We start from the raw sequence: 21,757 nt of genomic DNA on the forward strand, positions 1-21,757 counted from the left end.
TGGGTTCATTAAGGTAAACTGTTGATTCTTATTTGTCGAAATCTGTTTATCCTTATTTGTGGAAAACTGTTGATTCTAGTTTATCGTTTACACTGAGGCTCAGGATAATTCCACAGCAATGGAAACTGTTGTAACTGCTAGAATATATTTAACAGTTTCCGCCAACGGTTTGTTTTCCCCTAATTACAACGGTAAAAAATTCCCCAATTTCAGGGTTCAACCTTAAGTTGGTTGAACGCCTGCCCGTTGTTTTTTCTCTTAATCTATATGATTGCCCTTTAATATTAAACGATGTAGATTGATGAAATAAACGGTCGAGGAAGGCCATTACTAAAACGTCATCTCAAAATATCTTTCCCCATTCAACGTAGGATTTATTGGATGTAGCGATGATTGATTCATGCTCATATCTTTTTGAATGATTTGAAACAATAAGTTTGTACTAAGTTCATCAAATGGAAAGTATCCCATTTCATCAATAATTAAAACATCAGGGGTTGATAATTTATTTACCAAGCGACAGTAGTTCCTCGCTGCTTTACCTTTCTACACGATAAAATAAAATCATCGCATCTTGTGTAATAGGCTGTATTTCCTTGTTCAATTGCTTCTATGGTTAAACCAATTGCTAAGTGAGTTTTGCCGTTATGGAAAGCTTTCCATAAGGGGAAGTCTCATCTGGTAACGGGACTCGTCATTTAAACGACTATAAGGTTAAGTTTTTCTCGGCTGCAGAATTAGTAGAAGAACTCCTTTTGGCTAATGAACACAAGCTAGGTGCATTGGATAAAAGGTGGCTCAAATTTGATTTGATCATCATAGACGAACTCGGCTACGTGCAATTCTCAAAAATTGAATCTGAGCCCTTGTTCCAATTCTTTGCCGGACGTTACGAACGAGCGGCTAGCGTTATTGATAACTACTAATCTTAAATTTACGGAATGCACGTCGATATTGGAGATGAAAAAATGACTGCATCCTCCTAGTCGACCAACCCCTAAGGCTCATATCCTCCTTAATGGAGAATCGTATCGATTTAGTCAAAGTATCGAAATAAAAATTAATATTGACAAATACAGGTGATGTATCAATTATGGCAGCGTTAATTTTATGAATGTAACTATTCTTATTAAAATTGTTTTTTATTTAACTTATATTTATTAAGGTAATAATTTCCCATCAACTATGTTATTTTGGATTATTTCCTTTCCATTAGTACTAATAGTAGATTTTTGTAAAATGTTATTTCTAATTACTATTAATGGATTATTTATAGTAGAGTTCTGTATACCAACCTGATTGGAATTTTTTGTAGTAAAAGTGTTACTTTCGATATTGATTAAATTCCCGGAAAAACTAGGCTCTAGTAGAACTATTGGTCTTGTTAAAGTATTATTGATTACTTTAAAATTGTTATTGATTAGTTGTAATTCATCTGTGATGTTTTGTATTTTTATTAATGTATTATTTGGTTTTTCTATATAACAATTTTTTATTATTAAAGATTTAATATTATTTACTGTAATTAAGCTATTATTCAGATCTTTACTAATAATATTACAACTTGAAAGTTCAAGAATATCGGAATCCTTTGAGAAAACTGTAAGCAAATCTATATCCTTAAAAGTACAACTTCTATAAAATCCTGCGAGTAATGCAGGATTTTTCACGTTTTGAAAAGTTGTATTCTCAAATATCCATCCACCATTAAATGTAGTATTCGTGGTATAAGTTAAATAGTATACATCTAGTCCTTGAAAAGAACAATTTAAGATACTTTGGGGCTTATTCTTAAGTTCCAAAGTCCATTGGAGATTAGAAAATGCATTTAATTTATCAGAATCATTGTAAAATCTACACCCATTGATTTGTACTAGATAAGAGAATGGATTGTCAATAATTAACTTACAATTATGAAATAAATTATCAGTTACATTTATTGGTCTATTGTTGTATTCTCCCAAAATACTTACCTGAGTTGCATAAAGGTTATTATTTGAGAACAGGATATTGCCAGCCAGTATTACTTTAGCTATATGAAAGTCATTATTATACACTGTAACTTTGTCAGCTCCTGCATTTACAGCTAATGAAGCTCCACCACTTAGAGTATTAGAAAATCTATTATTTTCTATAAAAATTTTTTTTCCATTAACAACAATTACATTATAAGAGCGATTATCATGAAAGTTATTTTGTGAGATATAAATATATTGATTTAAATCATATCCATCTTCAATATCAATTGCTGCTTGTGGCGGTGTGCCATCAATATGATGAACGTGATTATTTCGTAAATATATATTTTTTGCACCTGCTATTGTAATCCCTTGCCTTCTGCAGTGGTGTAAATTACATTTTTCAATAAAAACATACTGGGAAAACGATGGAACTCTTACGTTTATTAGACAATTATTACTTCCTGGTAGATTACTTTGATGTAAAACAATTCTTGCAAAGTTTGCCCCAATGGGAACTTCAACTTCTTCAAAAAACTGCACTTGAGCTCTAGTTGAAAGGAAAGAGTTGTCACTTTTGTAAAAAATAATATCATAAAAATCAGAAATAATGTCTGAACCAAGGTTTCCAAATCCATTTCCGTATAATCCGAAATAGCCATACTTAATAATAGCAGGTTGGTTCATTTCAATTTTTAGCTTTGACCTAATTTTATTTGGGTTATTCGTCAAGGTACCATTAGTAGTGCTAATACCACCTGTTTCCCATGAATTAGCAAGGCTTACAGGGGTAGGGAAAATTTGACCAAAAGTACTATTCAAAGATATAGCATCACCAGTACAATTGAAAATTTCCAGGTTATCAATGGATATATATTTAGTATTATTTCCTCCATTTGCTGGGGGAGTAAAGCTACCTATTTGAATACCATACCCACCTTCATGAGTTCCTCCTATAGAATAATCATGTGTATATCTATCGCCTTCGATTTTACCATTGGTTATCCTTGAATATTGTTGATTGTTTTGGAAGGATATCACCGAATACCCTTGTAAACTATTATCTCTTATTCTTAAGGTTGATCCGCCTAAATTTAACGTCATATTGCTTTGTGGTTTGATTGGATTATTCTCATCTATTAAATATTTACCTTTAGGAAATATTACTTCTAAATATCCTTCGTGAGAAGCCCAATCCAAAGCATTGTTTATGCCAAGTGAAGTGTTAATTGCATCAGTTCCATTATTATTAATTTTCCAACGATCTAGTTCAAGAACGTATGAACCTCCTACCATATTGGCTCACGAAATTTTCTGAAATATGAAAAATCAACAAAAACAAGTGTTAAGGTACTAATTTTCATATAAGTAAAACCTCCATTTAGTAAAATTTTTAATCCAAGTATATTTTTTGAATAGGCTTGTACTCGAGTATGATAATAATTTCGGACTGAAATAGCATAGTGATTAAATGTCCTTTTGAATTTATTCCTATGGTATAAGTTATTCATTAATATTAGTTACGGAAGGGCAAGTATCTATGCATAATAATTAAAGATTGAATAAACGAAGGGGTTATTATTAAACGAGATGAAGAGTTGGATTGTGATCTTCAATGAGACTATAATATCAAAACTATTATTCGAATTCGGTCAATTACGGGCATTTATTGCAGGCAGTGAAGCAGTTACTTTGTTTTTTGTACCCATTGGTAAATACGTTGGCGTAGCTTGGTAAATTCTTGGAAAACAGTGGTAAAAAACATGGCGAGTGTGGTAAAATCTCTTGGCCGTAATCAGATTGGACAAGTTTACTAAAAAATAATTATTTGAACTTCTACTTTTACGTAAATTTATAATTTAGGTGGATTGAGCCAGATTTTATAGATTTATGAATAAATGTTCTTTAAAAAGAACATTATTTGTATTATAATATTTAATTAGAAGAGAATATTTACCTTATTTATTTAACTTGTATTTTTTTTGATTATAAAGTTCTTTATTAGGAACGATTTTGAGGAGGTATTTTGTTTATGGCAATACTAGTTACAGGAGGCGCAGGCTATATTGGATCTTATACCTGTTTAGAATTATTGAATGCAGGACATGAAATTGTTGTGCTGGACAATTTCTTAAATAGTAAACCTGATTCATTAAAACGGATTTCCAAAATTACGGGAAAGGACTTCAAATCTTATGAAGTTGATCTACTTGATTACTCTGCAATAGAGTCTGTTTTTCTTGAAAATGATATTGAAGCTGTGATTCATTTTACGGATTAAAAGCAGTTGGAGAATCAGTGACATACCATTACATTACTATAATAACAATATAGTAGGAACTTTAAATTTATGCCGAATTATGGAGAAATATAAGGTATATAACTTAGTTTTTAGTTCTTCAGCAACTGTATATGGATTTCAAGAACAGGTTCCTTTAAGTGAAGATTTACCGCTTCAAGCAACGAATCCTTATGGGCGAACAAAACTTATGATTGAGGAAATATTACAGGATTTACATATTTCCAATAACAACTGGAGTATTGCCTTGTTACGTTATTTTCATCCTGTTGGTGCTCACAACAGTGGCCTTATTGGGGATGATCCTAATGGTATTCCAAATAACTTGGTTCCTTTTATAACTCAAGTAATAGTTGGGAAATTATCAGAACTTAAGGTGTTTGGTGGAGATTATCCTACGCCTGATGGGACAGGTATTAGGGATTATATTCATGTCGTGGATCTAGCAGCTGGACATTTAAAAGCACTCGAAAAAGTAATGTCAACAAAGGTTGTGAATGCCTATAACCTTGGTACTGGGGTTGGCTACAGTGTGTTAGACATGATTCATGCTTTTGAAAATGTGATTGGGATCATATTCCTCATAAAATTGTTAATCGAAGACAAGGAGATGTCGCAATTAGTTACGCTGATGCAACAAAAGCATACAAAGAATTGAATTGGTTCACTCAAAGCAGGAATTTATGAAATGTGTGAGGACTCATGGAGATGGCAGGTAAATAATCCTAATGGATATGAAGAGGATGGGGCATATAAGAAGTTTGAAACTATCAAATAATTAATAAATGTAAGGATTGGTACCAAGGATGTATATAATTGGTCGTTTTTTAATTTCTATTTTACCAGTCTTCTATATGTACCTGATATGGCTCCAAACAAGCCACTTTGACCCAGAATCTGTTAGTAGTTTATTAGAGGTATTAAACCCCTTTGTGATACTGGCGATTGGTGCTGTATTAGAACTAGGACATCTTTTTGAATTTGGTATTCTTTACTTTTTGCTTATACTGGCATTACTAAGTTATGGCCATTTGAAGAAGTGGAAGGAGATTATAGTTTTAATTTTTTCCCTTTCATATGGAGTGATGGATGAAATTCATCAACTTTATGTACCTTTTAGGTCTTTCTCAACCATAGATTTATTAAAAAATGCTATAGGTGTGTTTGTAGTTGCCATTCTTATTCATAAGAAATATTTTAATGGTAACCGATCAAGTATTGGATTATTTTTAAGAAGCAGCACTGCTTTTTTTAATAAGGATAAAAAAAGTTTGGTTTCTAATAATAAAAAGTTTTCACAGACTAAAGAGTAGATTTTTGTCGAATGGTTGTTCTTTAAAAAGAAATATTTTTGAATTATAATATTTTTAGGTAAGGACATATCTAAGTCTAGTGAGTATTTTAATCAGTTTTATATGTAGAGGCGGTTATATTTTTTTGAATACTACGTTCTTTATAATGAACAATTAGTTGGTAAGGAGGTGATAAGAGTGATTACAGAAAAAGTTTATACCCGTCCGATTGTTTTAAGTCATCAAATGATTCGCTTTGAAACAGCACAAAGTTGGAATCCAGGTAAAGGAAAACATGATCATCCTGGGACGGGAAACGACGGAATTAAATTTCCGGTAGAAACAAATCCAAATCCACAGCCATGTGGTGCGGGTACAGCAGGTAATGGAAACAACAACGGGAACGGAACTGGGAATGGAAATATTGGTGTAGGCCAATGTAATCCAAATGTAAACTAATTTTCGTTATACGACGGGAAGGTTAATGAGGAAAGATCATTGACTTTCCTTAAATAAAATTTTTTAGGAGACCAATATGAAAATGTTAAAAACGAAAATTGGCGACTTTTTCATTCATATCTTGTGTGAACCCAAAAATCTTCGGACCATGATTGGAAAAAATTTCCACTCATACATAGCATCTGAAAATATACAGCCTGATATTGTCATTAAAGTGGAAGATGGATTTGGTGTGTCCTTCCAAAATTATCATGTTGATATCAGTAAAGACAACAACCAAATTCTCTATCGTCGAGCTGATTACGAAATAAAGGTGGATTCAGATTATAAAACTGCTTCTATTTCTGTCCACGATGAGCTAGCCCTTAAACATGCTCTAATGAACCTATTTAGTTCCTTCATTGTTTATCATAATTGGGGTCTGTTGATCCATTCTTCCTGTGTAATTGAAAGTGGAAAGGCACATATTTTTGCAGGACAATCCGGAGCAGGTAAATCGACTGCGGCCAAACTATCCTATCCTCGTAATCTCCTCTCGGATGAAGCAACCCTTGTAAAAATCACGGAAGAGGATGTACAGATATATAATTCTCCGTTTCGTAGTGAAATTGAGGCAGACTCATTTAGCGGGAATCTTTCATTAGCCAGTGTACAAATTCTTTTTCAAGCACTTCAAAATAAGCGGGAAAAGGTTGCCAAATCCGACGCTCTTTTTCAATTAATGGATAAGGTTTTCTTTTGGCCCCAAAGCCAAGAAGAAACTAGTAGAATTATGAAGCTATTGACCCTTTTGGTAAAGCAAGTGCCAGTTTATGACCTTCATTTTCAAAAAAATAATTCATTTTGGGAGTTAATATCATGATGACTCATTTTATTCAAAAAGGAAATGTAGAAGCTACTGAATTAGATGGTGAATGGATCATCTTAAATACAGAACAATATACCATTACGAAATTAAATGGAGCGGGAGGGCTTTGCTGGTCCTTGCTTAATAAAATCCAAACTGTTGATACTCTTACAAATTCCTTGGTTAAGGAGTATAAAGCCGTCCAAAACAAAGAACAAATCAAACAGGATGTCGAAGAATTTCTGTCTAATCTTACCGAGTGTGGGTTGATTGAACATGTTAATCGACTATAGCACGTATCTATTGTTAAAAACCACGATTGAAAAGGATGGCTGTCTCGAGCTCCCTTCTGTTGGTAATAGTATGTATCCTTTTATTCAAGAAGGAAATCTTTGCCGGTTTGTTAACTGTCAAACGACACTCTTAAAAAAGGGTGATGTTATTTTATTCTATACAAAAACCGGTCAATTGATAGCCCATCGTCTAGTTTCTATAAATATAGTAAACAATCAACGATTCTTTCAGCTAAAGGGGGATACTAACCTCGGATTTGACCAATTAATAGGTGAGGATCAGATACTTGGTAAATTAGTGAGTGTCCAAAAGAAACATAAAATATTAACCCCAGAAGGTCGTTTTGCAAGGTTTTGGGGAAAAGTTATCCTTACCTTTCCCGCCCTTTCAGGTATTCTTCGAAGATATCTTAATAGAAAATTGCAATTTTAATAACGAAGTGTGGAGTGTACCTTATGAAAGCAAAGCTAGAATTGCTAATAAAACAATATATTACCATAAAGGATTTACGTAGGACTTTTTCATTTGTGAAGCCTTTTATCAGGAAACAGTGGAAGGCCTATTTGTTTATTATTCTTTTATTAGGGCTGGATATATACTTAACAATTGCCTTTGCAAAGTTCTTTGGTGAGATTACTGACTCCGCTATTCATGGGGGATATAAGGAAATCCTTTCATTCATTCCATATGGAGGACTGCTTATTGTATTAAGTATTTTCTCAAGTGTTTTCTATACTTACTGTGAAACTTTTGCAACCAATGGCGTGAAAATGGATATGAAAAACCATTTATTTAACCATGTACTCCGATTGCCGGCTGGTGATGTTTCTAATTATCGCTCTGGTGAATTAATGTCCCACTTTTCTAACGACATACATGGTGTTGACGGTGTAATTGGCAGCAATCTCATTAGTTTAATTAGATTACCGATTATTTATATTGTTGTCTTTGTATACTTAGCAAATATCAATATGACACTGTGTTTGATTAGTTTAATTGTTGCACCGATTGTGGCAATATCAGGTGTAGTGTTTGGTTTATTACTTCGGAAAAATGGGAGATTGATTCACAGTTTAATAGGTAATATTAATAGCCTCTTAAGTGAAACGTTTCACGGATTTCAGGTTATTCGTTCCTTTACATTGGAAAAGCTTTACTATCATAAGTATGTTAATCAGAACAAGGAACTGCTTGATTTAGAACTGCAAAACGCGAAGCTCAGATCTTGGTATAATACAGGCGGGCAAATCATAGGTTCGATTACTTTTATGGTAAATCTGTCTATTGGCGCCTTGTTCGTATCAAATGGTGAACTAACTGTTGGTGCTCTCTTGACATTTTTAAATTTAGTTAACCACTTGTTTTATCCCATTACCGGATTCGCGGGGCTTTGGGCTGGTTTTCAACGGTCTGTGGCTGCTCTTGAAAGAGTGCTAGACATATTAGAAAAATTACCAGATATAAAGGAACTTCCATCTTTTTCTCCAACAATAAAGGATGTTGATTCAATTGAATTTGATGATGTTACCTTTAGCTATGGAAATTATAATGTTTTAGATGAATTTAATCTAAATATACCGACTGGAAAAATGATCGCATTAGTCGGTCCAACTGGTGCAGGGAAGAGTACCCTTTTTAACCTATTGCAAGGTTTTTATAAGCCGCAAGCAGGGGAAATACGTCTATCGGGTAAATCCGTTAAAGAGTACTCTGTTTCCGAATTAAGAAGTTCGATTGCTCATGTTCCGCAAGATACTTTTTTATTTGCAGGCACTATCCGTGAAAATCTGCTGCTTGCACGCCCAGATGTGACGGAGAAAGAAATGGTTGAAGCGACAGTCAGTGCTGAGATACATGATTTTATCCTATCACTGCCAAAAGGGTATGACACTCAAATTGGTGAAAATGGTGTCAAACTTTCTGGTGGTCAAAAACAAAGAATTGCAATCGCGCGGGCTATTATTAAAGATGCCCCAATCCTCTTACTAGACGAGGCAACATCAGCCTTGGATGGGGAAACGGAGTTTCATGTTAAGGAAGCACTCGAGGAATTGATGAAAGGCAGAACAACGATTGTTATTGCACACCGATTGTCTACCATTCAAAATGCAGACCTTATTTTAGTTATGAAAAATGGGAAAATTGTTCAAAGAGGGACTCATAATGAGTTAATGAATCAGAATGGACTATATCAGAAGCTCAATAAAGCATCATATAACTCAAAAAAAGGAAGCCCATTAGCTTTGGTCTCAAAATCTTAAAGGGGAGGTGAGTGCCATGAGTTTTGATTTTGTTTCAGCCTTATATAAGTCTCAAGTACCAATGCCACTCGATGATCATTACTATCATAATGTTCTTAGAGATATTGAGCACGATGGAATCCAATCACAGGTTTACTTTTTATTAAAGCAGAATGGCATGCTCACACAAACTCCGACCTTTTTTCAAGCCTGTTTAAAAGAAAACTATGATACAGGACTTTTTCAAAACCTATATATAAAAAATCAGACAGATTTACTGTTAAAAAGGTTTGAAGAACAAGGTATTGATGTGATTCCGCTTAAAGGAGTTTATTTTGCTGAAAAATATTTTGGGCATATTGGGGCGAGAGCAACCTCCGATATCGATTTATTAGTCCGGTTTCAGGACTTAAATCATGCCATTGAGTCAGTAAAAGCTTTAGGGTTCTCGGTTGAAGAAGAGCCCATTCCTGGACATTTCCATTGCAGTTTTAGTAAAAGGCTCCCTCATTCTCCCATACCATTAGTAGTAGAATTGCATTGGGGGCTTGTAAAAGAAGAAACATCAAGATTTGATATTAATGACATTTGGAATGAATCTAAGGTCATTGGTCAATATTCACATATCAGAGATCTTTCGCATATACATTGCTTTTATATGATTTGCCTACACGGCTGGAGGCATAATTTAGAATCTCTGAAATATTTTATAGACATTATCCAAATGATTCACCAATATAGGGATGTATTAGAGTATGAAGAACTTTTTAAAATGGCTGAAACTCACCAAACGTTAAAAAGGCTGACTAGGACTTTGTCCATTGTTTATGAACAGTTTCCGCATTTAGATTATGTAGTAAAGCTTCCTTTTAAAAGAAAAACGTTATGGAGGCATAGTAAAGTCAAAGGCCTTAAACAATATATGGACTTCTTTGACTACCAATTTCTTAGCTATGATAGCCTCAAACACAGTATGATAGAAATCCGTCATTGGATATGGCCTTCAAAATTTGAACTCTCTTGTGAACTAGGGGAGATTCAGCAAGAAAGCTCTACCATTAAAATGTACATATCATTATACAAAAAAAGGATTACAGGACTGGTAAAGGTGATTTTTTAATATAAGTTCATAATCAAAAATAGAGCACATAAGGGATTAGTTCCCTTACGGTGCTCTATTTTATTTATAAAGGAAAACCTTTAAGTTGTCTTTTTGATCAATGGTTGCTAGCAGCACGTTTTTAATATTTGTATGATATAAATTTTCTAGCTTTTCAACAACCCAGACCTCATCTTTGTTCACTTGTTTTAATACGTTAGAATAAATGGTACCTTCCTTAATAATTGTTTTTGGAAGGTCAAATGGTTCAGTTTCCATTTTATATGTTGCAGGTGTAATAGGGTTATATTTTGGATCCAAAAAAACGGATACTTTCCCATCAGCTTCCCACAATGCTAATGCAACTTTTTTAATATCCTCAACTTTTTCTTCCCGTAATTCTTCTAACAAAATATCTATTGATATTCGAGCTTTATATAATCCTTTATAGATAATCTCTCCGTCCCTAACAAGTGTGATGGGAGGAGGAGTAATTAGGTTTCTTATTCGTGGAAATTTTAAAATGGTATAAACACTGCCTATATACAATACCACCAACACCACTGTAGTCGTAATAGAACCTTTTAGTCCAAGATGTTCATCTGATAATGGGTGAGCTATAATGTTTCCGATTATTAGAGCAATTGCGAAATCAATCAATCTTAGCTGTGCAATGGAACGCTGGCCCATCACCTTGGCTACAAGAATCAAAAAGAAATAGGCTACGACTGCTCGAAGTATCCACTCAAATGTTGTTAGTGTTTCCTGACTATGAAAGAAATCCACCGTTAACACATCCTTAGAGGTAAGTGCTAATTTCTTATAAACTTAACACAAACCGGGTGTGGTACCTTAATATCTGATTGTAAGAGAGTCAATCTTCCAGTGCTCTCATCCCTTGAATATAGAACTATATTGCTCGATTCTTGGTTTGAAGCCACAATGAATTTTTCAGAAGGGTCAATCTCAAAATCCCTTGGCCAATCCCCCTCTGTTGACGTGTGTTCCACAAAGCTTAGTTCACCTGACTCTTGATTAACTTGAAACAGGGCAATACTGTTGTGACCGCGGTTACCAGCATAAACAAAACGGCCGTCCGCTGAAATATGAATGGCACTTCCTTGGTTATTTTCTTTAAAATCTTCCGGGAGAGTTGAAACATATTGTATTTCCGTAAAATGACCGTTTTCCGGATGATAGTTTAACGCTATTACCTCTGAGCTAAACTCGGTCATAATATAAGCATATTTGCCATTAGGATGAAATGCGAGATGCCTAGGACCACTGCCAGCTTTTAATGGCAGCAGGTTAACCTTTTCAAGTGAGCCGTTTTCACCGACTTTATAGGTAATCAGCGCATCAATTCCCAATTCAACAACGGTTAAATATTTTTCGTCTGGTGTTAATCCTGCATAATGTGTATGCGCTTTTTCCTGTCTAGGGTCTGGACCTGAACCTTCGTGTTTAATAATCGAAACAGCAGGTTGCACGGAGCCGTCTTCTTTATTAAGCAAATAGGATTCAACGCTTCCTTTATGATAATTAGCGCTAAATACATATTTGTTTTTAGTGTCTACACTTACATGACATGGTGGTGATCCTTCTGAAAATTGACCGTCTACTGCTGTTAACTCGCCGTTATCATTAATAGAAAAAGCAGCTAATCCTCCTAATCCTCCTTCTTTTCCTACTGAATATAAGTATTGATTATCAGAGCTAATTGTTAAATAGGTTGGGTTTTCTAACCTAGCTGCCACCTTAACGTCAACGATCGTCCTTTCATCCGTGTCTAGTGTGAAAGAATAGATTCCTTCGCTTTCACCTTTTGTGTATGTTCCAATATAACCTGTAAAATGTTTTTTTTCAGTCATCATTTAAACTCCTTCAATGAAATATCATCATTTTATTTTATCAAACTACCCAAAAAATTATTAACCACTGTATCTGGAATAAAACATGTGGTTGTATGTTTTATGATTACAATAAAAGACAGAATAATACAAGTAATAAGTATCACTAGCCTATTTCAACTTTTAATCATTTTACTGTCTATCTCCGACCTTCTCCATGATATTTATTATCTAGAACCGTTTCCTATTAAACTGGAAACTATACTTTATAAAGAACTTTCCTGTAATATTAATATTTATATTATTAGGAACTTACTCATAGGTGAAGATAACTGTATTTTTGTATAATTTAACATTTTGATTATTCTTAATACCTAAATTTACTTTATTATGTTTCTTTTTTTTTTAATTGTAACAGACGTTTGGAAGAAATGTAAAAAAATGTCGATATTTTTAGAATTATTTATGTTCGATATAAAGAATAAATGTGGTACTATTTGCTTATGAGTTTTATAACTTTAATTAGATAAAGGCAAACCTATCGAAAGATTGGGACGCAAAGCTACAGGTCTAAAGTGCTAAACTATGACGGCTGAGCTGCCTAAAAACTAATATTTTAGGAGGACACCCAGTACCATGTTAACCACTCCATTAGATGAAAAAGAAGTAGATAAGGAATGGCTAGAACTCATTTTAGAAGCTCGAAATTTAGGAATTACTGTTGATGAAATTAAGGACTTCCTAAAAGACCCTTCTAATACATAACCATGTCCTCCTTTGATTAACCTGCGTCTTAGACTGCCTTCTGCCGCAAAGGGATTATGAAAAAAGAAATTGCCTAACAAAAAATGTCCATTAAAATGGGCCTTTTTTCGTTATTGGGATAATCTAATAATACGTGTTCTGTGCCTAGGCATTTTTATTTTCATTACAGTATAAGTTTAGTAAAATTTAATCTAACATTACAGATTCAAAGTTAAAACTATCACATAATTAAGGAGTTTGATTATGGCTCAACGAAAAAATAGTACTAAAAAAGGAACGACGAAACCGCAATCCTCTTCATCAAAATTTGTTTTTTGGATTATTGGATTGATTGCAATAGCTATTATCGGGTTTATCTTTCTAGCCAATAACCAGAAAGCTGATGATAGTGCTAAAGAAGAGATTGATTATTCAAATCAGCCTTTTCTCGGTGAAGAATCAGCCCCTGTTTCAATTGTAGAATTCGGCGATTATAAGTGTCCCAATTGTAAAAACTTTGCTGACAATGTGGTACCACTAATAGTAAAAGAATTTGTTGATACGGGCAAAGCTAAATTTTATTATTTCCATTATCCATTTATTAATGTTGATTCAGAGCGGACAGCTAAATTCTCAGAGGCAGTCTATCATGAGTTAGGCAACGAAAAATTTTGGGAGTTTCATGAACTTATTTATGATAAACAGCCGGAAGATACTCGATATGAAACGATTGATGTTTTTACAGAGGAATTTTTAACTGAAACATTAGAAGAAATGGCTAGTGAAGAAGAAGTTAAGAAGGTAGTTGCTTATTTTGGTACGAAAGCTCCAGAAGACGCTTGGGAAAGTGATGAGTCTCTTGGGGGGAAATTAGGAGTTAGTGGAACACCAACCATTTTTGTTAATGGAAAGCGATTTGATGGACAAACGATGGACGATTTAAACAAATTAGTAGAGGAAGCCGCTAAGGAGAAAGGGAATGAATAAACCATTACTGCTTGCATGGGTTGCAGCACTTATCGCGACCATTGGGAGTTTGTATTTCAGTGAAGTTCTCCACTATATTCCCTGTACGCTTTGCTGGTATCAGCGAATTTTTATGTATCCATTAGCGATCATTCTAGGAATTGCCTTTTACCGGAATGATGATGATATTGTGAAATACACATTACCATTGTCGATTATTGGAATGCTTATTTCAGGCTACCATACGGCTTTACAAAAGATTCCTTATTTGCAGCAATTTGAAATGTGTAAAAGTGGTGTACCTTGCTCAAAAGATTATATTAATTGGCTTGGATTTATCACGATTCCAATCTTGGCGTTTACCGCCTTCACGATTATTACCATCTGCTTAGTTTTCATTGCTCGATACCGAAATAAATAAGACTCAGCATTTGCTGAGTCTTATTTATTTCTATTACATTTAAATCGATTTGCCAAGGAATGCTGTTAACATCCATACATGTTTTTCTAAACCGGAATGAATGGCAAGGAGCATATCACCTGTGGTTTCATCGTCCTTTTCTTCGGCAAAGCTCATACCTTCTTTTAATTCACCAATAATAATTGAAAAATCATTTATAATGGTTTGAACCATTTCTTCAGCAGTTTCGCTTCCTTGTGCTTCTTGAATAGATGAAAGTTCAAGACATTCTCTCATCGTTGCAACTGGATTTCCACCGATTGCAAGTAATCGTTCTGCTAATTCATCGACATGCAATCCCGCTTCGTTATAGAATTCTTCAAATTTAGCGTGTAAGGTAAAAAACTGACCACCCTTCACATACCAATGGTAATTATGTAACTTGATATACAATACAGACCAGTTTGCAATTTGTTTGTTAAGTATGTTCACTAACTGACTATCCATTTAAAAAACCTCCATCATTTTGTCTTCTATTATATTATTACCAAAGATTTAGGGAGAAACCTGTGAAAAATTGAGGGATTTTTTGTCATTTTAGTGAAGATTGTCATTATTACATTGTTATTTCATGAAATAGGCCTGAAATAGTATGTAATAATTTTTCCACGGTTATCCATTAGTGGATTGATTATGGAAATGATAATTAGTTGGTTACTAATTCCATTTACTAGATAGATGCTTTCATAGCAGGAGCCATTTGTGTTATTTAAGCACTGGTTTTTTTTGGTTAATGATTAAGTATGTTACAACTGATAGCCTTATTAGTAGAGAAAACAACCAGAATACTAGGAGGCCATTAAACATGAATAAACTAAAAAAACTTGTTATTGCAGCAGGATTAATTTTGTCAATGTCAGCATTTACAGGTATCACTAAGTCCGAAGCAGCAACAACTCACAAAATTCAATACGGTGAGACATATTGGAAAATAGCTAAAGGATTTGGTATTCCTATTAATAGCTTAATGAGTGCAAACAATAGTAAACCTCTTATTGCAGGTCAAAATATGATTCTGCCAAACTCTCCAATTTCAGCGGCAGATGAAGAATTAATGGCGCGATTAGTTCGTGCAGAAGCAGTTGGCGAGCCATATGCTGGAAAGGTAGCTGTTGCGACTGTTATTCTTAACCGAGTGAAAAGTCCAGACTTCCCTAACACAGTTCGTGGAGTCATTTATCAAATCTCAAATGGACACTATGCATTTACACCTGTTGCAAATGGCGAAATCAATAAGCCAGCTGACGCAGAGTCTAAAAGAGCAGTTAATGAAGCAATCGCTTTGATGGGTAAAGGAAATGGTTCTTTATTTTTCTATAATCCAAAAACAGCTTCAAGTCAGTGGATTTTTTCACGTGAAGTAACGGTAACAATCGGAAATCATCGCTTTGCGCGGTAATTAGGGGACGCTTGGATACATATCCAAGCGTTTTTTCTTATGTAAATGGTAATTAATCATACGATTCTTTTTAAAATAAACCTTCATCATAGGATAGTGATTAAAAGAGCAAAATAGCTTTGTTAGACAAATTGCTAAAATAGTTAAGGAGGTTTAAGAATGGATCAAGAAATGTCCTATGGCGGTGATTATAAATTTATTCCAACAACTTCAATAGGAAGTGGTATTGGAATAGAGGTACTGCCCGATTTATATAGCCATACCATTCAAATTGTGAATATTTGTTTGGTTGGAAATCCAGAAACTAAGAATTTTGTTTTAGTTGACGCAGGGATGCCTGAATCAGCTAACGAAATAATTTCAGTTACTGAAGAACGTTTCGGTGCTAATAGGCGTCCTCAAGCAATCATTTTAACACATGGTCATTTTGACCACGTGGGAGCAATTATTGAATTAATTAATCATTGGAATGTTCCTGTATATGCACATGAGTTAGAGTTACCTTTCCTGACTGGAAAAATGAGTTATCCAGAGCCAGATCCTACTGTGGAAGGTGGTTTGGTTGCTAAAATGTCCCCAATGTTCCCAAATGAACCAATTAATTTGGGGAATCATATTCAAAAACTTCCTTCTGATAGAAGTGTACCGCATTTGCCAGGTTTTCGCTGGGTACATACCCCTGGGCATACTCCAGGACATGTGTCGCTATTTAGAGAAGAAGATCGGGCTCTACTAGCAGGAGATGCATTTGTTACCGTTAAACAAGATTCTCTTTATAAGGTTCTTACACAAGAAATGGAAATAAGTGGACCACCGAGATATCTTACAACAGATTGGCAAGCAGCTTGGGAATCAGTTAGAACAATAGAAACTCTGCAGCCAACAGTTGCTGTAACTGGTCACGGAATGCCTTTGTCAGGTGAAATACTGGCAAAAGGCCTTAAAAAGTTAGTTAGTGACTTTGAGCAAATTGCTATTCCAGACTACGGTAAGTACGTAAATAAAAATAAACATTAGCAAGGGACTATTTTCTAACTGAATAAATCACTAGCCGATTATTTATTATGGTTTTTATCAAAAAAGCAGTGGACTCGTAAATAAAGAGTACACTGCCTTTTAGGTTTATTTAATTTTTAGCGCAACGAGGCTGGCAAAATCATGGATGATAGTTGCAGCGAGTAAGGAGGTAATCTGGGTTGGGTCGTATGGCGGTAAAACCTCAACTAGATCAAAACCAATAAAATTAAAATCTGTTAGGGAACGAATGATTTGTAAGGTTTCAAAGCTGTTTAACCCGCCAACCTCAAGCGTCCCTGTTCCGGGAGCACAGGAGGGGTCAACAAAATCGATATCAAAACTGAGAAAACATGGTGTATCCCCAATTTTTTCTTTCATTTCCCTCACAACATTTTCATATCCGCGTTCCTTTAATTCAGGAGTTGTAATCACATGATATCCTAAATCACTACTTGAATCGATATCTCCAGGATGATTAAGGGTTCCGCGTATACCAACCTGAAAAACCTTATCGGGAATTAATAAATTTTCTTCATATGCACGAATGAATGGTGAGCCATGCCAATATTTTTCTTCATAATAAGTATCCCATGTATCTGTATGGGAATCAAAATGAATTAACGCTACAGGACCGTGGATTTTGGCCGCTGCTCTAAGATTTGCTAATGTGACGGAGTGGTCGCCGCCTAGCCCGATTGGGATAATCCCTTGCTCCATTAACTCCATCACCGCTTTTTCCATTACCTGATAACTTCGATGGATATTATGAGGAATAACCGATACGTCGCCAATATCAATGGCGTTGCATGCCTCAAATGGATACACCTTATGAATAGGATGGTAGGGGAATAACGTCATGGAAGCTTGACGTATTGCTTGAGGTGCAAAGCGGGCCCCTACTCGGAATGAAGCAGCTGTGTCAAACGGTAAGCCGACAATCGCTAATTTAGCATTCTCTCTGTTTGATGGTAACCTCATAAAGGTTCCTGTTGTACAAAATTCTGGTTTAACATCGGGTGTTAAAGGATATTGCATCGTTTTTTCCCTCATTTCCTATTTTCCTTTTTATTAATGCAATTTTTGTGCCATGAACAAAATCCTCATATGCCATTCCCTCGTGACAAGTAGCTATTTATTATGGAATAATGTATGCAAAGTTGAATAATTCCCAAGATTCGAAACCTTCTATCATTCTTCTTTATCGCCATTATTTTTTTAAGAAACAGATAAACACAACGCTGTTTTTATGAAAATAAATTTTGGCATATTAATTGCATAAATACAGAGTGAATTTAGAAAGTAGAGGGGGAATAAAAAATTTATTGTAGACAAAGGGGTACCATCAGAATGAAAACGCTTTAATTTAAGAGGGGGAATGATATGTGGAAAATGGCGTAAAGTTGAAAAGATCGTTAAAGTTATGGCAGGTTGTCATTATGGGTTTAGCATATATGACACCCATGGTAGTATTTGATACATTTGGAATTGTTTCTGGTGAAACAAATGGGCATGTACCTGCCGCGTATGTCATTGCCTTGATTGGCATGCTTTTCACTGCGGTTAGCTACGGGAAGCTGGTACGGGTTTTCCCACAGGCTGGGTCAGCCTATACCTATACCCAAAAAGCGATGAACCGGCATCTCGGTTTTCTTGTTGGCTGGTCTTCTTTACTTGATTATTTATTTTTGCCAATGGTAAATGCGTTGTTAACCAAACTTTACTTAAATGCTTTGTTTCCGTCCGTTCCAGATTTTATTTGGGTATTATTATTTGTTGGCATTGTTACCCTCCTTAATTTACGAAGCGTCCATGCTCTGGCAAATTTCAATACACTTTTTGTTCTTGTACAAATACTAATCATGGTTGTCTTCATCATCCTAGTTATTAAAGGTCTTAATGCAGGAGAAGGAATGGGAACGGTTTTTAGCATGCAGCCGTTTTTTGTTGAGGGTATGAACATTCCAATCCTGATAACAGGAGCAACGATACTCTGCTTTTCATTCCTTGGCTTTGATGCTGTTACAACATTATCGGAAGAAACGCCAAATCCAGAAAAAACAATTCCAAAAGCAATTCTCCTTACAGCTTTATGGGGAGGGGTAATCTTTATCACCACCTCATTTTTTATCCAAGCATTTTTTCCAGATAATTCGAGGTTCATTGATTCAGAGGCCGCTTTACCAGAAATTGCCCTTTATGTTGGCGGGAAGCTATTTCAGTCGATCTTCTTATGTACAACCTTTGTGAATACCCTTGCATCGGGACTTGCCTCTCACGCCAGTGTTTCTCGTCTCTTGTATGTTATGGGGCGCGATAAAGTATTCCCCGAAAAATGGTTTGGATACGTACATCCAAAATGGAGAACACCTGCGATAAATGTGTTAATCGTTGGAGTCATTTCGTTATCTGCCTGGTTCTTTGATTTAGTAACAGCCACTTCACTCATTAATTTCGGAGCATTAATGGCCTTTACATTTGTTAATCTTTCAGTGATTAGTCATTTTGCTGTCCGTGAAAAAATGCACCGTACTCCAAAGGGATTTTTTGATTACGTTATCATGCCGTTAATTGGAGCGGGATTAGTTGGAGTTCTTTGGATCAATCTTGAGCTTAGTTCTTTGGTTATGGGAGGAGGCTGGTTCCTCATCGGACTTGCCTATCTAGTATTTTTAACAAAAGCCTTCAAGGTAGCACCTCCTCAATATAAGGCAGAAGAAGCTGAAGTATGATTAGATGAAAAAATACGCATTCCACCCTCAGGAATGCGTATTTTTTATGTTTATAATTTATGCAAATTTGAATAATACAGTCATTTTTTCATAATATCCATTCTATTACCCTAGAAAAACGTTAATAAATCATTTGGCACGGAACTTGCTAATTAGATTAATAACAATAATAAATGAGGTGTTATGATGGCTATCGAATCTTTAGATTTGAAAATGAATGAGGGTGTAAAGGAAAAGGATAATTCACTTGTTGAGTTTCAGGAAATTCTCAAGGAAGCTGTTGAGATACTGAACTATCCTTCTCAAGTCTTCGAATTCTTAAAGAAGCCAATGAGATTTTTAGAAGTGAGTATTCCTATTCGTATGGATAACGGGCAAACAGAGATATTCCAGGGCTACCGGGCACAGCATAATGATGCTGCAGGACCGACTAAGGGAGGTATCCGCTTCCATCCAGATGTTACACCAGAAGAGGTAAAAGCACTGGCTGGCTGGATGAGTTTAAAATGTGGCATCACGGACCTTCCTTATGGAGGGGCAAAAGGTGGGATTGTCTGTGACCCAAGGAAAATGAGTCTAGATGAGTTAGAACGATTAAGCAGAGGATATGTAAGAGCGGTCAGCCAAATGGTCGGACCAACGAAAGATATTCCTGCACCTGATATGTATACCAATTCGCAAATAATGGCATGGATGCTCGATGAGTATGACCATATTCGTGAATTTGATTCGCCAGGTTTTATTACCGGGAAACCGATCGCTTTAGGGGGATCAAAAGGCAGGGAGACAGCTACTTCGAAAGGTGTACTATATACGCTACAAATGGTATGCGAAATGAAGAGAATTCCTTTAACTGATATGCGGGTCATTATTCAAGGTTTTGGAAATGTGGGCAGTTACTTGGCTATGTATTTATATGATCTAGGGGTTAAGGTAATTGGGATTGGTGATGCTCTTGGTGGTTTATATGACGAAAATGGCTTGGATATCCCCTATCTCCTAGAAAATAGAGATTCTTTCGGTATCATAACCAATCGCCCTAAAAACAGTATCACCAATCAAGAACTGCTGGAAAAAGAATGTGATATTTTGATTCCAGCCGCCATTTCAGGCGTAATCAACAAACAAAACGCCAGCAAACTTAATTGCAATATTGTGATAGAGGCAGCTAATGGACCTACGACCAAAGAGGCCCTAAAAATTTTGGATCAACGAGAAATTCTTGTTGTCCCTGATATTCTTGCAAATTCTGGCGGTGTCATTGTTTCCTATTTTGAGTGGTGCCAAAACAATCAAGGGTATTATTGGACAGAGGAAACGGTGGATACTCGATTAAAAGAAAAAATAACAGACAGCTTTAAGAATGTGTACAACACTGCCGTAAAGTATGGAGTGAATATGAAAATTGCTGCTTATATTGAGGGAATTAAAAAGCTGGCAGAAACCTCAAGATTAAGAGGCTGGTTGAAATATTAAAATCCCCCCATTGAAAGGAGAGGAAGAAATGAAGCTAGATATTCTGTTAGAACAAAAAGACCAGCAGCTCCTGCATTACTTTTGTCTTATTTCAAATAATCACCGCTACGATTTGGCCATTGGTTACTCGAATCATTTTTATGGCAAAGCAATGGTCACTTCCATGCAAACAGGGAATATGGTTTTACTTTGCCAAGAGGATACCTATGCTTCCTATTATTGGGCTGATCGTCTAGGAATCGAAGAAGAGGATATTGCAGAAATTCAAGATTTTTTTGGCTTGGTATTACAATCAGGGCCCTTTCAGGAACAATACTAGCAATAAATTGGGGAGTGATACGATGTATTTGGGAGTGGTACTTAGTCCATGCTATGGGGTTGTTGAAAAAGTTTCAATCCAAAGTGAAACACGGATATATGAATGGGAACCATTATTTCAAATTAAAACGGCTGAAGGCAAGGTTCAAATGATTCAAACGGGTCTTAGCGGTGAGGTAGAATCGCTTGAGGTTCAAGAAGGGGACTACGTTATTCCCGGTATGGTCCTTGCATTTATAAAAGAAGATTTATTTGTAACGGGCAGTGATTAAATACCGAGAAAGAAGATGGATATCGCATCTTCTTTTTT

Annotated in this window: 24 protein-coding genes, 2 pseudogenes and 1 riboswitch; of the genes and pseudogenes, 19 read left to right on the forward strand and 7 right to left on the reverse strand. The window is 35.4% G+C overall.

From position 1 onward, the window contains the following. Positions 1–148: 148 nt before the first annotated feature. Positions 149–328, reverse strand: a complete 180-nt coding sequence (locus ACIQAA_RS32440) for a hypothetical protein (RefSeq protein WP_483874199.1) — start codon at positions 326–328, stop codon at positions 149–151. Between the two features lie 2 nt (positions 329–330). Continuing rightward, positions 331–626 (reverse strand): annotated as a pseudogene (locus ACIQAA_RS32445) (ATP-binding protein). A gap of 129 nt (positions 627–755) precedes the next feature. On the opposite strand from ACIQAA_RS32445, the gene ACIQAA_RS30600 reads away from it, so the two are divergent. Further along, positions 756–926 (forward strand): ATP-binding protein, encoded by a 171-nt coding sequence (locus ACIQAA_RS30600; protein WP_402627192.1) that lies wholly within the window; start codon positions 756–758, stop codon positions 924–926. A gap of 234 nt (positions 927–1,160) precedes the next feature. Here ACIQAA_RS30600 and ACIQAA_RS30605 read toward each other — a convergent pair whose 3' ends face one another. After that, complete coding sequence (locus ACIQAA_RS30605) at positions 1,161–3,254, reverse strand: right-handed parallel beta-helix repeat-containing protein (protein WP_402627195.1); 2,094 nt, start codon at positions 3,252–3,254, stop codon at positions 1,161–1,163. A gap of 294 nt (positions 3,255–3,548) precedes the next feature. On the opposite strand from ACIQAA_RS30605, the gene ACIQAA_RS30610 reads away from it, so the two are divergent. The 9 genes and pseudogenes from ACIQAA_RS30610 (at position 3,549) to ACIQAA_RS30650 (ending at position 10,509) form a co-directional block, all read left to right on the forward strand. Beyond that, entirely contained in the window at positions 3,549–3,695 is a 147-nt protein-coding gene (locus ACIQAA_RS30610; protein ID WP_402627197.1) for a hypothetical protein, read from the forward strand. 295 nt (positions 3,696–3,990) lie between these two features. Next, positions 3,991–5,035, forward strand: a pseudogene (galE, locus tag ACIQAA_RS30615) (UDP-glucose 4-epimerase GalE). Positions 5,036–5,063: 28 nt separating this feature from the next. After that, complete coding sequence (locus tag ACIQAA_RS30620) at positions 5,064–5,570, forward strand: VanZ family protein (protein ID WP_402627200.1); 507 nt, start codon at positions 5,064–5,066, stop codon at positions 5,568–5,570. Between the two features lie 177 nt (positions 5,571–5,747). Further along, the gene (locus tag ACIQAA_RS30625) at positions 5,748–6,008 is read left to right on the forward strand and encodes a hypothetical protein (RefSeq protein ID WP_402627203.1); all 261 of its coding nucleotides are present in this window, start codon (positions 5,748–5,750) and stop codon (positions 6,006–6,008) included. Positions 6,009–6,084: 76 nt separating this feature from the next. Next, on the forward strand, positions 6,085–6,870 hold the full coding sequence (locus ACIQAA_RS30630; protein WP_402627205.1) for a ribosome small subunit-dependent GTPase A: 786 nt from the start codon (positions 6,085–6,087) through the stop codon (positions 6,868–6,870). Next, a complete protein-coding gene (locus tag ACIQAA_RS30635; protein ID WP_402627208.1) occupies positions 6,867–7,148 on the forward strand; it encodes a PqqD family protein in 282 nt (93 codons plus the stop codon). The genes ACIQAA_RS30630 and ACIQAA_RS30635 overlap by 4 nt, the downstream gene beginning before the upstream one ends. Then, positions 7,132–7,581, forward strand: coding sequence for a signal peptidase I (locus tag ACIQAA_RS30640; protein WP_402627210.1), 450 nt, complete (start codon positions 7,132–7,134; stop codon positions 7,579–7,581). The genes ACIQAA_RS30635 and ACIQAA_RS30640 overlap by 17 nt, the downstream gene beginning before the upstream one ends. 23 nt (positions 7,582–7,604) lie before the next feature. Next, complete coding sequence (locus tag ACIQAA_RS30645) at positions 7,605–9,410, forward strand: ABC transporter ATP-binding protein (RefSeq protein WP_402627212.1); 1,806 nt, start codon at positions 7,605–7,607, stop codon at positions 9,408–9,410. 16 nt (positions 9,411–9,426) lie between these two features. Next, a complete protein-coding gene (locus tag ACIQAA_RS30650; protein WP_402627215.1) occupies positions 9,427–10,509 on the forward strand; it encodes a nucleotidyltransferase family protein in 1,083 nt (360 codons plus the stop codon). Between the two features lie 60 nt (positions 10,510–10,569). Here ACIQAA_RS30650 and ACIQAA_RS30655 read toward each other — a convergent pair whose 3' ends face one another. Both ACIQAA_RS30655 and ACIQAA_RS30660 read right to left on the reverse strand, forming a co-directional pair. Then, positions 10,570–11,274, reverse strand: coding sequence for a DUF421 domain-containing protein (locus tag ACIQAA_RS30655; protein WP_402627218.1), 705 nt, complete (start codon positions 11,272–11,274; stop codon positions 10,570–10,572). A gap of 26 nt (positions 11,275–11,300) precedes the next feature. Next, positions 11,301–12,359 (reverse strand): lactonase family protein, encoded by a 1,059-nt coding sequence (locus ACIQAA_RS30660; protein WP_402627221.1) that lies wholly within the window; start codon positions 12,357–12,359, stop codon positions 11,301–11,303. A gap of 500 nt (positions 12,360–12,859) precedes the next feature. After that, positions 12,860–12,943, forward strand: a riboswitch (cyclic di-GMP riboswitch). 31 nt (positions 12,944–12,974) lie between these two features. On the opposite strand from ACIQAA_RS30660, the gene ACIQAA_RS30665 reads away from it, so the two are divergent. The 3 genes from ACIQAA_RS30665 (at position 12,975) to ACIQAA_RS30675 (ending at position 14,469) form a co-directional block, all read left to right on the forward strand. Continuing rightward, complete coding sequence (locus ACIQAA_RS30665; protein ID WP_402627224.1) at positions 12,975–13,103, forward strand: anti-repressor SinI family protein; 129 nt, start codon at positions 12,975–12,977, stop codon at positions 13,101–13,103. Positions 13,104–13,346: 243 nt separating this feature from the next. Next, entirely contained in the window at positions 13,347–14,069 is a 723-nt protein-coding gene (locus tag ACIQAA_RS30670; protein ID WP_402627227.1) for a DsbA family protein, read from the forward strand. Next, positions 14,062–14,469 (forward strand): disulfide oxidoreductase, encoded by a 408-nt coding sequence (locus tag ACIQAA_RS30675; protein WP_402627230.1) that lies wholly within the window; start codon positions 14,062–14,064, stop codon positions 14,467–14,469. Before ACIQAA_RS30670 ends, ACIQAA_RS30675 begins: the two co-directional genes overlap by 8 nt. A gap of 39 nt (positions 14,470–14,508) precedes the next feature. Here the strand turns inward: ACIQAA_RS30675 and ACIQAA_RS30680 are convergent, their stop codons facing one another. Then, the gene (locus ACIQAA_RS30680; RefSeq protein ID WP_402627233.1) at positions 14,509–14,955 is read right to left on the reverse strand and encodes a Dps family protein; all 447 of its coding nucleotides are present in this window, start codon (positions 14,953–14,955) and stop codon (positions 14,509–14,511) included. A 358-nt stretch (positions 14,956–15,313) separates the two neighbouring features. Between ACIQAA_RS30680 and ACIQAA_RS30685 the strand changes: the two genes are divergently transcribed. Both ACIQAA_RS30685 and ACIQAA_RS30690 read left to right on the forward strand, forming a co-directional pair. Continuing rightward, positions 15,314–15,907, forward strand: coding sequence for a cell wall hydrolase (locus ACIQAA_RS30685; RefSeq protein WP_402627236.1), 594 nt, complete (start codon positions 15,314–15,316; stop codon positions 15,905–15,907). Between the two features lie 159 nt (positions 15,908–16,066). After that, the gene (locus ACIQAA_RS30690; protein ID WP_402627239.1) at positions 16,067–16,924 is read left to right on the forward strand and encodes an MBL fold metallo-hydrolase; all 858 of its coding nucleotides are present in this window, start codon (positions 16,067–16,069) and stop codon (positions 16,922–16,924) included. Between the two features lie 105 nt (positions 16,925–17,029). Here the strand turns inward: ACIQAA_RS30690 and speB are convergent, their stop codons facing one another. Next, positions 17,030–17,959 (reverse strand): agmatinase, encoded by a 930-nt coding sequence (speB, locus tag ACIQAA_RS30695; protein WP_402627351.1) that lies wholly within the window; start codon positions 17,957–17,959, stop codon positions 17,030–17,032. A 347-nt stretch (positions 17,960–18,306) separates the two neighbouring features. Between speB and ACIQAA_RS30700 the strand changes: the two genes are divergently transcribed. From ACIQAA_RS30700 to ACIQAA_RS30715, 4 genes are all read left to right on the forward strand, one after another. Further along, the gene (locus ACIQAA_RS30700; protein WP_402627242.1) at positions 18,307–19,653 is read left to right on the forward strand and encodes an APC family permease; all 1,347 of its coding nucleotides are present in this window, start codon (positions 18,307–18,309) and stop codon (positions 19,651–19,653) included. A 186-nt stretch (positions 19,654–19,839) separates the two neighbouring features. Continuing rightward, a complete protein-coding gene (locus tag ACIQAA_RS30705; RefSeq protein ID WP_402627245.1) occupies positions 19,840–21,129 on the forward strand; it encodes a Glu/Leu/Phe/Val family dehydrogenase in 1,290 nt (429 codons plus the stop codon). A 28-nt stretch (positions 21,130–21,157) separates the two neighbouring features. Beyond that, positions 21,158–21,448, forward strand: a complete 291-nt coding sequence (locus tag ACIQAA_RS30710) for an SAV0927 family protein (protein ID WP_402627248.1) — start codon at positions 21,158–21,160, stop codon at positions 21,446–21,448. 22 nt (positions 21,449–21,470) lie between these two features. Continuing rightward, positions 21,471–21,719 carry a biotin/lipoyl attachment domain-containing protein gene (locus tag ACIQAA_RS30715; RefSeq protein ID WP_402627251.1) on the forward strand — a complete coding sequence of 83 codons (249 nt, stop codon included), beginning with the start codon at positions 21,471–21,473 and terminating at the stop codon, positions 21,717–21,719. The last annotated feature ends 38 nt before the right edge of the window (positions 21,720–21,757 follow it).

It is taken from the genome of Neobacillus sp. NPDC093182 (assembly GCF_044754045.1).

Excerpts from the sequence above, each read along its gene's own strand:
- ACIQAA_RS32440 (WP_483874199.1), bottom strand. The coding sequence starts at position 328 with ATGGCCTTCCTCGACCGTTTATTTCATCAATCTACATCGTTTAATATT.
- ACIQAA_RS30605 (WP_402627195.1), bottom strand. The coding sequence starts at position 3,254 with ATGGTAGGAGGTTCATACGTTCTTGAACTAGATCGTTGGAAAATTAAT.
- ACIQAA_RS30610 (WP_402627197.1), top strand. The coding sequence starts at position 3,549 with ATGAAGAGTTGGATTGTGATCTTCAATGAGACTATAATATCAAAACTA.
- ACIQAA_RS30620 (WP_402627200.1), top strand. The coding sequence starts at position 5,064 with ATGTATATAATTGGTCGTTTTTTAATTTCTATTTTACCAGTCTTCTAT.
- ACIQAA_RS30630 (WP_402627205.1), top strand. The coding sequence starts at position 6,085 with ATGAAAATGTTAAAAACGAAAATTGGCGACTTTTTCATTCATATCTTG.
- ACIQAA_RS30635 (WP_402627208.1), top strand. The coding sequence starts at position 6,867 with ATGATGACTCATTTTATTCAAAAAGGAAATGTAGAAGCTACTGAATTA.
- ACIQAA_RS30640 (WP_402627210.1), top strand. The coding sequence starts at position 7,132 with ATGTTAATCGACTATAGCACGTATCTATTGTTAAAAACCACGATTGAA.
- ACIQAA_RS30645 (WP_402627212.1), top strand. The coding sequence starts at position 7,605 with ATGAAAGCAAAGCTAGAATTGCTAATAAAACAATATATTACCATAAAG.
- ACIQAA_RS30650 (WP_402627215.1), top strand. The coding sequence starts at position 9,427 with ATGAGTTTTGATTTTGTTTCAGCCTTATATAAGTCTCAAGTACCAATG.
- ACIQAA_RS30660 (WP_402627221.1), bottom strand. The coding sequence starts at position 12,359 with ATGACTGAAAAAAAACATTTTACAGGTTATATTGGAACATACACAAAA.
- ACIQAA_RS30665 (WP_402627224.1), top strand. The coding sequence starts at position 12,975 with ATGTTAACCACTCCATTAGATGAAAAAGAAGTAGATAAGGAATGGCTA.
- ACIQAA_RS30670 (WP_402627227.1), top strand. The coding sequence starts at position 13,347 with ATGGCTCAACGAAAAAATAGTACTAAAAAAGGAACGACGAAACCGCAA.
- ACIQAA_RS30675 (WP_402627230.1), top strand. The coding sequence starts at position 14,062 with ATGAATAAACCATTACTGCTTGCATGGGTTGCAGCACTTATCGCGACC.
- ACIQAA_RS30680 (WP_402627233.1), bottom strand. The coding sequence starts at position 14,955 with ATGGATAGTCAGTTAGTGAACATACTTAACAAACAAATTGCAAACTGG.
- ACIQAA_RS30685 (WP_402627236.1), top strand. The coding sequence starts at position 15,314 with ATGAATAAACTAAAAAAACTTGTTATTGCAGCAGGATTAATTTTGTCA.
- ACIQAA_RS30690 (WP_402627239.1), top strand. The coding sequence starts at position 16,067 with ATGGATCAAGAAATGTCCTATGGCGGTGATTATAAATTTATTCCAACA.
- speB (WP_402627351.1), bottom strand. The coding sequence starts at position 17,959 with ATGCAATATCCTTTAACACCCGATGTTAAACCAGAATTTTGTACAACA.
- ACIQAA_RS30705 (WP_402627245.1), top strand. The coding sequence starts at position 19,840 with ATGGCTATCGAATCTTTAGATTTGAAAATGAATGAGGGTGTAAAGGAA.
- ACIQAA_RS30710 (WP_402627248.1), top strand. The coding sequence starts at position 21,158 with ATGAAGCTAGATATTCTGTTAGAACAAAAAGACCAGCAGCTCCTGCAT.
- ACIQAA_RS30715 (WP_402627251.1), top strand. The coding sequence starts at position 21,471 with ATGTATTTGGGAGTGGTACTTAGTCCATGCTATGGGGTTGTTGAAAAA.